We start from the raw sequence: 10,275 nt of genomic DNA on the forward strand, positions 1-10,275 counted from the left end.
CTCGGCTGGAGGACTCCGGCTGAAGTGTTTCAGCAGGTCCTGGCTGACAGTGCACTGACCGCTTGACACCGCCATATCGGCATAGAGGTACGCCCTGCGCCAGCAGTCGACCATGCTCTGCGGGCTGTGGGCTGTGGGCTGCGGGCTTGGGGCCGGGGCCGGTGGCTGCAGGGTACCTGGAGCTGAGCGCGCCCTGGCCCTCCGCGGGCGGGGTGGGCCGGGTGTCAGCGCACCCCGAGCGGCAGCATCTCCGCGAGCGCCGTGCGCCAGGGCGTGAGGTCCCAGCCCTGCGAGGTGACCCAGTCGTCGTCGAAGTAGGTGTCGGTGTAGCGGTCGCCTGGATCGCACAGCAGCGTCAGCACCGAGCCGCTCTCGCCCTTCTCGCGCATCTGTGTGATCAGCTGCGCCGCGGCGATGAGGTTCGTGCCGGTCGAGGCGCCGACGCGCCGCCCGAGCACCTCCGAGAGGTGGCGGGCCGCGGCGACCGAGGCGGCATCCGGCACGCGGATCATCCGGTCCACGACCCCGGGCACGAAGCTCGGCTCGACCTGCGGGCGGCCGATGCCTTCGATGCGGGAGCCGCTCTCGGTGATGAGATGCGGATCCTCCTGCACCCATCCGGGGAAGAACGCGGAGTTCTCCACGTCCGCGACGCAGAGCGAGGTGGGCAGGGACCGGTAGCGCAGCAGTCGCCCGAAGGTCGCGCTGGTCCCGCCGGTCCCGGCGCCGACCACGATCCAGCGCGGCACCGGATGCGGCTCGAGCTCGAGCTGGGCGAGGGCGCTGACGGCGATGGAGTTGTTGCCGCGCCAGTCGGTGGCGCGCTCGGCGTGGGTGAACTGGTCCAGGAAGAGTCCGCCGAGCTCATCGGCCAGGCGCTGCGCCTCCCGACTCATGTCCCCGGCGCCGTCCACGACGTGGCACTGCCCGCCGGCGAACTCGATCAGCGCGATCTTCCGCGCGCTCGTGCCGCGCGGGACCACGGCCACGAAGGGGATGTCGAGCATCCGCGCCACATGGGCCTCGCTCACCGCGGTCGAGCCGGAGGACGCCTCGATCACCGGCATCCCCGGCCGCAGCTGTCCGTTGACCAGGGCGAACAGGAACAGCGAGCGGGCCAGTCGGTGCTTGAGGCTGCCGGAGGAGTGGGTCGTCTCGTCCTTGAGGTAGAGCTGGATGTCCCAGTCCTCGGGCAGGTCCAGGCGCACCAGGTGGGTGTCGGCGCTGCGGCGCCCGTCGGCATCCAGGCGGTGGATCCGCTCGGCGACCCACGCCCGCAGGTCCTCGTCGCTGCGATCGACGTCCTGCAGGGGCTCGGGCCAGCGTGCATCCGTGGTCATGGGGAGACCGTACCGAGTCGGGTGTCGGGGGCAGGACGGGCGCGGTGGATCTTCGCCCGTGTCGGTCTACGACCCGGGCACGGCCGGCCGAGGCGGCGGGTGGGCCGGCGGGCGGGGTCAGGCGTGGCCGGCGACTGCCCCGGTATCGCCGGGCCGCGTCCCGCTCTGCTCCCGCAGCTTCTCGACCGTGTCGGCGGGGGTCGCGTCCTGTCGAAGGGCGGCGGGACCGCCCATGCCGCACGAGCCCTTCCAAGGCTGGTGGGCCGTCCGGGACCCGCGCGAGACGACCGGGCGGAAGGAGGGCGCTGCCGCTCAGGGTGTGCGCAGCGCCCCGAAGGTGAGGCGGCGCCGCAGTTCGAAGCCGAGCTTCTCGTAGCCCGTGATCGCGCCGGTGTTCGCGGCGGAGGCGTGCAGCAGCGCCATGTCACCGCGGCGCTGGATGTGGTGGGCGACGTCGAGCACGAGGCGGGAGGCGAGACCCTGCCGGCGATGGTCGGGATGGACCGCGACCGCGCTGATCTCGGTCCAGCCCTCAGGGTGGAGGCGCTCGCCGGCCATCGCGATCAGCTGTCCGTCCCTCCGGATCCCCACGTAGCGGCCCATCTCGTGCGTGCGCGCCTCGAAGGGCCCGGGCCTGGTCCGCGCGATCAGGGCGAGCATCTCGTCGGCGTCGGCCGCTCCGAGCTCGACCGCCTCCGGCTCGGGGCGCGGGGCGAGACGGTCGGTCTGGACGAGCTGCACGCCCGGGATCTGGAACTCCGGCGCCCATCCGTCCGGCAGCAGCGGATCGGCGTGGGAGACGGAGACCACGGCATCGTGCCCGAACACGTCCAGGATCGCGTCCCACACGTCGGGGTGCTCCCAGTCGCGCACTCCCACGAAGGGGGAGACGTCCTCCGGATAGCGCAGCACGTGCTCGTTGCCGATCGCGAGCTCGCGGTGGGCGCCGGTGAGCGAGGACCAGGCGGGGTTGTCGAGCACCGGATGCTCCGCGTCCGAGGGGGCGTCGGCGCTCCCGACATGGGGCTGTTCGTCCAGTGGCATGCGGTGACCTCGTGCGGCGGAGCGGGCGTGACCGGGCCACGCTACTCCCGACGGGGCATCGGGTGCGCAGCTCTGTCACTCCGCGTGAACGGCGCGGGCCGGCGGGGCACGGGGGTGATGGGGCGCGGCCGACGAGGACGATGCTCACCCTTCGTGATACAAGGCGAGTTGTCATTGGGGTAAAGAGATCGTAAAGTCATCGCCGAGCGGTCCTCGCGACCGCGACCCGGACGGCTGCTGCCGAGCGCGCGGCGACGGGGAACCCCAGGGGAGGTCGGGATGTCGAGGACGGTGACGTCGAGGACGGCAGGGGTGGGTGCGGCGGTGTCGGGGGACACCGGGGCACGAGGGGATCGCCGCGGCACGCGGCGGCGCGGAGGGGCATCCCTCGCGGCGCTGCTCGCCGCCGGCGCGCTGCTGGCGGGCTGCGGGACGGCCGCGCCCGAGGCGGCCGACACCGAGGCCCCGGAGCCGGCCGCGGTCGCGATCCCGGCCCCGGCCGAGCCGGAGCGGGACGGCGCGGCGGCGGACGACGCGGCGGGGAACGCCTCCGGCATCGTTTCGACCGCGGGCGACCTGGGCGAGGGCGACCCGGGCCAGGCCGACGGCGACGGTGACGGCCAGAGCAAGAACGGTGACGACCAGGGCTGGGCCGACGATGGCCAGAGCGGCGAGGACCAGGGCCAGGGCAGCGACGACCAGGGCGAGGGCGCCCCGGGCCCGTCCGCGGCAGACCTGCCCGCCTCGTGGGCCGGCACCTACTCGGCCGAGAGCCTTCCCCTCGGCAGCGGGTATCTCGTCGTGCAGAACCTCTACGGCGAGCACCGCGGGGCCACGTCCATGGAGGCCTCCGACATCGCCGGCCAGGAGTACTTCGCGAGCAGCGGAGCGACCTGCGAGGGCGTGGCGACCCTCGCCGGCGACAGCGCCGACTGCGTCCTGCCCGACGACGGCCGAGGCATGGGCGAGCAGACCGCCGTCGTCCACCTCGTCCCCGCGGCGTTCGGCGCGACCTCGCTGCTCGTCGAGGTCGACGTCTCGGACGGCCTCGCCGTCGCCGAGGCCCCGCAGGGCGTCGGCGGCCTGGGCGCGGCGGTGCCGAGCGAGGTCTCTCTGGAGGAGGTCGAGGGCGCCATGGTCACCGCGGTGATGATGGCCGACAGCCCCGAGGGTCCGCTGCCCGAGGAGCTCGGTGCGCGATGCGAGCTGCGCGACGGCGGCCGGCACGCGCTGTGCGAGATCGTCGGCACCCCCGACGGCGGCGGCGACGGCAGCTGGTACGGCACGCTGCAGCCCGGCTACGGCACCTACGTCGTGCTCGCCACGAAGCTGCCCGCCTGACCTGACGCCGCCGGGCTGCCGGCGCTGCTCAGGCGAAGGGTGCCGAGGCCTCGTCCAGGGCGGCGACGTCCTGCGCGGAGAGCTCGAGACTCGTGCCTGCGAGGAGGGCGGGCAGCTGCTCGGGCGTGCTCGCCGAGGCGATCGGGGCGGTCGTGCCCTTGGCCAGCAGCCAGGCGATCGCGACGGACGCCGGCTCCGCGTCGTGCGTCGCGGCGACCTCGGTGAGCACGTCCACCACGGCCAGGGCGTCCTCGGTGAGCTGGTCCTGGACCATGCCCTTGCGGGCGCGGCCCTCGAGGTCCTCCTTCGTGCGGTACTTGCCGGTCAGCAGGCCGGAGGCGAGGGAGAAGTAGGGCATGACGGCCGCGTCGAACTCGCGCGCGATCGGGGCGTAGTCCTTCTCGTACGCGGCGCGGGCCAGCAGGTTGTAGTGCGGCTGGATCGCGACCGGCACGGTGAGGCCCTCGCGGGTCGCGACCTCGAACCACTCCCGCATCCGCTCCGGCGAGTAGTTCGACAGGCCCAGGTGGCGCACCCTGCCGGAGCGGACCAGGCCGTCGGCGATCCGCACCTGCTCCTCGATCGAGACCGCCTCGTCGTCGTAGTGGGCGTAGTAGAGGTCGATGCGGTCTGTGCGCAGCCGCTCGAGCGACTCGTCCAGCGCCGCCTCGACGTTCGCGGCCGACAGGCCCGTGCGCGACGGCTTCGCGCCGACCTTGGTGGCCAGCACGATCTCCTCGCGATTCCCGCGCGCCTCGAACCATTCGCCGAGCACCGTCTCGGAGTCGCCGCCCTCGCTGCCCTCGGCCCAGGCGGCGTAGACGTCGGCGGTGTCGATGAAGCTGCCGCCGGCGGCGACGAAGGCGTCCAGCACGGCGAAGGACGTCTCGCGGTCCGAGGTCCAGCCGAAGGTGTTCCCGCCGAGGTTCAGCGGGAGCACCTCCAGGTCGGTGCGGGGCAGACGGGTCAGGGATGCGGTCGGAGCAGAGGTCATGGAGCACTCCTCGTGGCGGGGTGGGGGCGGGTCCGTCCGCGCCCATCGGCTCTCGGGCTGCGGGCGCGGCGGTGGCCGGCCGGTGCGCCCACCACGCTAGCGCGTCTCCCTGACCGGCGACAGAGCCCGTCCGACGGGCGAGGCGCGAGATGAGCTCGACGCGGTTCTCCTCGCTCAGCCCGGTCCCCGGGAGGTCGACTACCGTGGCCGTGCCCGCCCCGCCGGGCCCCGACCAGCCCCGGAAGGAGCACGGCACGTGCCGAACGCCCAGGACCCCAGCAGCCCGGACCCAGACCGCCGCGCATCCCGTCGCCCGGCCCCGAGGGCTGTCGCGCTGGTGCTGCTCGGGATCATCCTGCTCCTCTCGATCGGAGCGTACGCGCTGGTCACCGCCTGGCTCGGCTGAGCCCGCGGCGCCGTCGTCGGCAAGGGTCTGCGACCCCGACGCTCCGTCGTGCCCGTCCTCTAGGCTCGAGGCATGAGCACGGGACGGGGGACGCCCTCCGACTACGACTGGGAGGACGGCGCCGACGCGCCGGACGCCTCCGATCTGTCCGCGCGCACTCCCGCCGACCCCGCCGCGCTGCCTGCGCTTCCCCGTCGGGGCGCACGCGCCGTCCCGTCGCGCGACCTCGCGGACGACGTCTCCGCCTGGTCCGGGACGGGGGCCCGGCCCGATGCGACCGGCGCGGCCTCCGAGGAGCCCCTCGGCATCCCCGACGGCCCCTTCGACACCCCCGACGAGGGCCCGTACGGCGCGCCGTCCTTCACCTACGACGCCTCGGAGGAGACGCCCGACGAGGAGCGCCGCGACGGCCGCCTGCCCGCCTGGGCCATCCTCGCCATGGTCGCCGTGCAGGGCGCGGCCGCCGTCGCGATCGTCGCCCTCGTGCTCGGCGCCGGGCAGAACCTGCTCGGCGGCGGGGCGGCGGACCCGTCGGCCGCGCCGCCCTCCGCGCCCGCCACCCGCTCCGCCCCGCCCGCGCAGACCGAGCAGCCGCGCGAGCCCGGCACCGTCCGCGACGCGCAGGGGCGCGAGGTCACCGACGGCACCGGCGGCTACGACCGGCCCGCGACCGTCGGCGAGCACACCGTCGTCTGGAGCGTCTGGACCGGCGGGACGCTCAGCGTCACCCCGCTGGCGGTCGACCTCGACGCGACCCTGCCCGGCGCGAGCGGCGAGGGCGCCATCCAGGAGGGCTATCGCCTGGTCCTGGTCGAGTACGAAGTGCGCTACGACGGGACCGGGCATCTCGCGCCCGCCGAGGAGCTGTGGCTGACCGGTGAGTCCTCGCGCACCTACTTCCCGGACGTCGGCGAAGGCCTCGTCCCCGACCCGATGAAGCGCATCACCCCGCTCGCCGACGGGGCCAGTGCCCGATTCCACAGCGCCTTCGTGGTGCCCGAGGCGGAGATGGAGAGCTTCCGGCTCGGGGTCGAGACGTTCAGCGGAGAGGTCCTCTACTTCGCGACCACCTGAGCGCGCCGTCGACGTGCGGATCACCACCGTGGACTGGGACGCGACCGAGGAGATCCGGGAGACGAACTCCCTCAACGACGAGCCGGCCGAGGGGATGAAGAACATCATGGTCACCTTCGAGGGGGTCCATCGCGGGGAGAAGCCCTTCGCCACCTACGGCGGTCACTGGGTCGACGTCACCTACGTGGCCGCCGACGGCACCGAGTACAAGAACGGCGCCCAGGTCACCCCGCTCTACGACGAGATCTCGCAGAAGGAGACCGCCGTGCCGACGGACGAGATCCTCTCCCAGCAGGCCTTCGTGGTCCCCGAGGAGATCCAGGGGGAGGGGCACTTCGTGCTCACCCTGCGCGCGGGGGATGTCCAGGAGGGCATCTGGCTGCGCGCGAGCTGAGGCGGTCGAGCGGCGCCGCCCCGGTGGACACCCGGCCCCGACCTGGGGCATGATCTACCTGAAACCCGCAGTATCAGACAACTGTGCGGCACTCGACGACGAGAACGCGAAAGGCCCCTGATGAGCAGCTACACCGAGCACGTCACCCGAGTCGTCACGGAGGATCGCGAGCATCCCGGACTCGGGACCGTGGCCGTTCTGACCTTCGCCCCGCCGGAGGGCGAGGAGCGCCGCCCCGCGACCCTCGGCCCCCGCTCCATCGACGCCGTCACCGGCGCGATCGCCGCCGCGCTCGACCGCGCCGAGGCCGGGGAGATCCGCGCGATCGCCCTGACCGGCACCGGCCGCACCTTCCTCGCCGGCGCCGACCTGTCGATGTTCGCCGACCCCACCGCCGCCGAGAACGTCCGCGCGATGACCCGCGCCGCCCACGACCTGCAGGTCCGCGTGCGCACCAGCCCCGTCCCGATCCTCGCCCACCTCAACGGCGTCGCCCTCGGCGGCGGCCTCGAGGTCGCGCTCATGGCCGACGTGCGCACCGCCGCCCCCGGCGTGCGCGGCATCGGCCTGCCCGAGACCAGCCTCGGCATCCTCCCCGGCTGGGGCGGCACCACGCTGCTGCAGTCCGTCGTCGGCGCCGAGACCGCCGTGCGGATGATCCTCGAGGACCCCGCCCGCGACCGCCAGCTCACCGCCGAGAAGGCCCAGGAGGCCGGGCTCGTCGACGAGATCGCCGCCGACCTCGACGAGGCCCTCGAGCAGTTCGCCGCCCTGGTCGCCGCCCACGTCGACGTCGACGAGACCGACACCGACGTGGTCGACCCCGCCGTCGTCGGCGAGACCGCTCCGGCCGAAGCGGCCGGCGCCTGGGGCGGGCGCGCCCCTGCCCTGCCCGCCGCCGACTCGCCCGAGGCCGAGGAGCTGCTGGACGCGCTCGACGCCCCGCACAGCCCCGCCGAGACCCGCCGCGCCTGGGCGCAGCGGCTCGAGGCGCAGGGCGCCCCCGCCGTCGGCCGCGCCCTGATCCTGCTGCAGCAGCTGCCCGGCTCCACCCTCGAGGACGCCCTGACCCGCGAGGGCGACGCGCTCGCCGAGCTCGTCCGCAGTGATGCCGCCTCCGCGTCCCTCTACTCCGCCGAGCTGCTGCGCCGCGGCAAGCCCGGCCGCACCCCGGTCGAGGGCGCGCGGGAGATCACGCACGTCGGCGTCGCCGGCGCCGGGCTGATGGCCTCCCAAATCGCGGCGCAGCTCGCGCTCGGCCTGAAGGTCCCCGTCGTCATGCGCGACCTCGACGAGGCCATCGCCGAGAAGGGCCTGGCCGCCGCCCGCGACGTGATCGCCCAGACCGCCGCCCGCGGACATCTCGACGAGCAGACCGCGACCGCGATCGCCGAGAACCTCTCCGCCACCACCGACCTGCAGGAGCTCGCCGGCTGCGACCTCGTGATCGAGGCGGTGCCGGAGGTGCTCGCGATCAAGAAGTCCGTCTTCGCCGAGCTCGAGGGCGTCCTCGCCGAGGACGCGCTGCTGGTCACCAACACCTCCTCGCTCTCCGTGTCGAAGATGGCCGAGGACCTCGCCCGCCCCGAGCGGGTCGTCGGCCTGCACTTCTTCAACCCCGTCGCGAAGATGCCGCTGGTCGAGGTGATCCACACCGAGAAGACCGACGAGCAGACCCTCGCCACCGGTCTCGAGGTGGTGCGCCGCCTGCGGAAGTTCGCGGTGCGCAGCGCCGACGCACCCGGCTTCATCGTCAACCGCCTGCTCTTCCGCGTGCTCGGCGGCGTGCTCGCCTCCCTCGACGCCGGCGCAGACCCGACGGAGGTCGACGCCTCCCTCGACGCGCTCGGCATGCCGATGCGCCCCTTCGAGCTGCTGGACCTGGTGGGGCTCGGCGTCGCCGACCATGTGGGCCAGGTGCTGCGCGAGGAGCTCGGCGACCGCTTCCACGCCTCGCCCGGGCTCGGCGTGATGGCGCAGGGCGGCGTCCACTTCACCGAGCGCAGCCGCAGCTCCGTGCACCCGCCGGTCTCCCCGACGGTCGCGCAGGTCTTCGGCGAGGGCGAGCGCCCCGCCGGCATCGAGCCGCTGGTCCGCGAGGCGCTGCTGGAGAAGGTGCGGGCCGGCCTGGCCGAGGAGATCCAGCTGATGATCGAGGAGGGCGTGGTCGAGCAGCCCGAGCAGGTGGACCTCGCGCTGATCCTCGGCGCGGGCTTCCCCCGCCACCGCGGCGGGATCACCCCCTATCTCGACGCCTCCGGTGCCTCCGAGCGCACCACCGGCAGCGCCTTCCACGGGGAGCGGTTCACCGCGGGGCGCTGAGCCCGGTCCCGACGGGGCGGCCGACGCACGCCGACGTGCGCGGTCGCTCCGTCCCGTCGCGGGGGACGGCAGGTGAGGACGACGCGGGGTGACCGTCGACGGGAGCGCACGACGGTTCCGCCCGGCATCGTGACCCGACTGCGACATGACGGATGCTGAACGGAGCCTGGACGCGCTCTACGATGACGCGGACGGACCCGCGCAGGTTCGTGCAGAGCTTGTCCCGCCAGCAGAGAGGGGTCGGCGCCGCAGCCGGCGCCGGAACGGACCATGTCGCAGCCACCGCAGAACCCGTGGAGTCAGCCCCCGTCCGATGACCAGTACGGGCAGCAGTCCGCGAACGCCGGCTACGGGCAGGGACCACAGCCCTATGGCCAGCAGCAGGGCTACGGCGAGGAGGGGTACGGGCAGCAGGGCTTCGACCAGCAGGCGTACGGCCAGGGCTCGCCGAGCGGTGCTTACGGGCAGCCCTCGCCGAACTCCGGCTACGGTCAGGACCCGCAGGGCTGGGCCCAGGCGCCGGCCTCCGCGCCTGCCTTCGGGGCCGACGGCCAGCAGCCTCACGCCCAGCACGCCGAACCGCCGAAGAAGTCCTCGAAGACGCCGCTGCTCATCTGCGCGGGCTGTGCGGTGCTCGCCCTGATCGTGCTCCTCGTCGGCGGCGGCATCTTCCTGTTCACCCGCGACGGCGGGGAGCCCACGGACGACCGGACCACCTCGGAGCAGGCCACCACCGAGGACGGCGAGGAGCCGACCGAGGAGGACGCCACGACCGAGGAGGCCACCTCGGAGGAGGCGACGACCGAGGAGGCCACCTCGGAGGAGGCGACCGAGGCCGCCGCCGACGGCAAGGGCACCAAGGACGCCCCCTACGCGATCGGCGAGAAGTTCACGCTCGACGATGGCAGCGGCGGCACGCTCGAGGTCGTCATCGGAGAGGTGGATTGGGATGCGACCGATGCGGTCATGGAAGCCAGTTCGGCCAACGAGCAGCCCGGCGAGGGCGAGACCTACATCCTCGTCCCCGTGTCGATGACGTACCACGGTGACGGCTCTGCGGAGCCGGGCTACTTCGCCCTCACGGCCGACTACGTGGGCGAGAGCGGCGACACCTTCAGCGACGAGGGCACTCTGACACCGCAGAGCTGGCTCGACACCGGAACGCTCCATGATGGCGACACCGGCGAGTGGCAGTACGGGATCATCATCCCCGAGGACCAGGCGAAGACAGGCAGCTTCACCGTCTCGACGCTGATGAACTTCAGCGCCGACCCCGTCTGGGTCAAGGCCTCCTGAGGCCCGCCCGCGACCACGACGGCCCGCCCGCCCCCGGAGCTCTCCGGGCGGCAGGCGGGCCGTC

Annotated in this window: 9 protein-coding genes; 6 read left to right on the forward strand and 3 right to left on the reverse strand. The window is 73.7% G+C overall.

The features are described 5' to 3' along the window. Positions 1-224: 224 nt before the first annotated feature. Together L3K22_RS16155 and L3K22_RS16160 are read right to left on the reverse strand one after the other, a co-directional pair. Positions 225-1,340: a PLP-dependent cysteine synthase family protein gene (locus L3K22_RS16155; protein ID WP_263312299.1), complete on the reverse strand. Its 1,116-nt coding sequence runs from the start codon at positions 1,338-1,340 to the stop codon at positions 225-227. 312 nt (positions 1,341-1,652) lie between these two features. Continuing rightward, positions 1,653-2,384: a GNAT family N-acetyltransferase gene (locus tag L3K22_RS16160; RefSeq protein WP_263312300.1), complete on the reverse strand. Its 732-nt coding sequence runs from the start codon at positions 2,382-2,384 to the stop codon at positions 1,653-1,655. A gap of 312 nt (positions 2,385-2,696) precedes the next feature. Between L3K22_RS16160 and L3K22_RS16165 the strand changes: the two genes are divergently transcribed. Continuing rightward, on the forward strand, positions 2,697-3,725 hold the full coding sequence (locus L3K22_RS16165; protein WP_263312301.1) for a hypothetical protein: 1,029 nt from the start codon (positions 2,697-2,699) through the stop codon (positions 3,723-3,725). A gap of 28 nt (positions 3,726-3,753) precedes the next feature. Here L3K22_RS16165 and L3K22_RS16170 read toward each other — a convergent pair whose 3' ends face one another. Continuing rightward, positions 3,754-4,719 (reverse strand): aldo/keto reductase, encoded by a 966-nt coding sequence (locus tag L3K22_RS16170; protein WP_263312302.1) that lies wholly within the window; start codon positions 4,717-4,719, stop codon positions 3,754-3,756. A 256-nt stretch (positions 4,720-4,975) separates the two neighbouring features. On the opposite strand from L3K22_RS16170, the gene L3K22_RS16175 reads away from it, so the two are divergent. The 5 genes from L3K22_RS16175 (at position 4,976) to L3K22_RS16195 (ending at position 10,211) form a co-directional block, all read left to right on the forward strand. Further along, on the forward strand, positions 4,976-5,125 hold the full coding sequence (locus L3K22_RS16175) for a hypothetical protein (RefSeq protein ID WP_156488549.1): 150 nt from the start codon (positions 4,976-4,978) through the stop codon (positions 5,123-5,125). Positions 5,126-5,197: 72 nt separating this feature from the next. Beyond that, a complete protein-coding gene (locus L3K22_RS16180) occupies positions 5,198-6,199 on the forward strand; it encodes a hypothetical protein (RefSeq protein WP_263312303.1) in 1,002 nt (333 codons plus the stop codon). A gap of 13 nt (positions 6,200-6,212) precedes the next feature. Continuing rightward, a complete protein-coding gene (locus L3K22_RS16185; protein ID WP_263312304.1) occupies positions 6,213-6,593 on the forward strand; it encodes a hypothetical protein in 381 nt (126 codons plus the stop codon). A gap of 120 nt (positions 6,594-6,713) precedes the next feature. Then, positions 6,714-8,915: a 3-hydroxyacyl-CoA dehydrogenase NAD-binding domain-containing protein gene (locus L3K22_RS16190; RefSeq protein ID WP_263312305.1), complete on the forward strand. Its 2,202-nt coding sequence runs from the start codon at positions 6,714-6,716 to the stop codon at positions 8,913-8,915. A 270-nt stretch (positions 8,916-9,185) separates the two neighbouring features. Further along, positions 9,186-10,211: a hypothetical protein gene (locus L3K22_RS16195; RefSeq protein WP_263312306.1), complete on the forward strand. Its 1,026-nt coding sequence runs from the start codon at positions 9,186-9,188 to the stop codon at positions 10,209-10,211. Positions 10,212-10,275: the final 64 nt, after the last annotated feature.

It is taken from the genome of Brachybacterium atlanticum, from assembly GCF_025669985.1.
Lineage (GTDB): Bacteria > Actinomycetota > Actinomycetes > Actinomycetales > Dermabacteraceae > Brachybacterium > Brachybacterium conglomeratum.

What these genes read in the sequence shown, in the direction of transcription:
- L3K22_RS16180 (WP_263312303.1), top strand. Translation starts at nt 5,198, where the DNA reads ATGAGCACGGGACGGGGGACGCCCTCCGACTACGACTGGGAGGACGGC.
- L3K22_RS16155 (WP_263312299.1), bottom strand. Translation starts at nt 1,340, where the DNA reads ATGACCACGGATGCACGCTGGCCCGAGCCCCTGCAGGACGTCGATCGC.
- L3K22_RS16195 (WP_263312306.1), top strand. Translation starts at nt 9,186, where the DNA reads ATGTCGCAGCCACCGCAGAACCCGTGGAGTCAGCCCCCGTCCGATGAC.
- L3K22_RS16190 (WP_263312305.1), top strand. Translation starts at nt 6,714, where the DNA reads ATGAGCAGCTACACCGAGCACGTCACCCGAGTCGTCACGGAGGATCGC.
- L3K22_RS16170 (WP_263312302.1), bottom strand. Translation starts at nt 4,719, where the DNA reads ATGACCTCTGCTCCGACCGCATCCCTGACCCGTCTGCCCCGCACCGAC.
- L3K22_RS16160 (WP_263312300.1), bottom strand. Translation starts at nt 2,384, where the DNA reads ATGCCACTGGACGAACAGCCCCATGTCGGGAGCGCCGACGCCCCCTCG.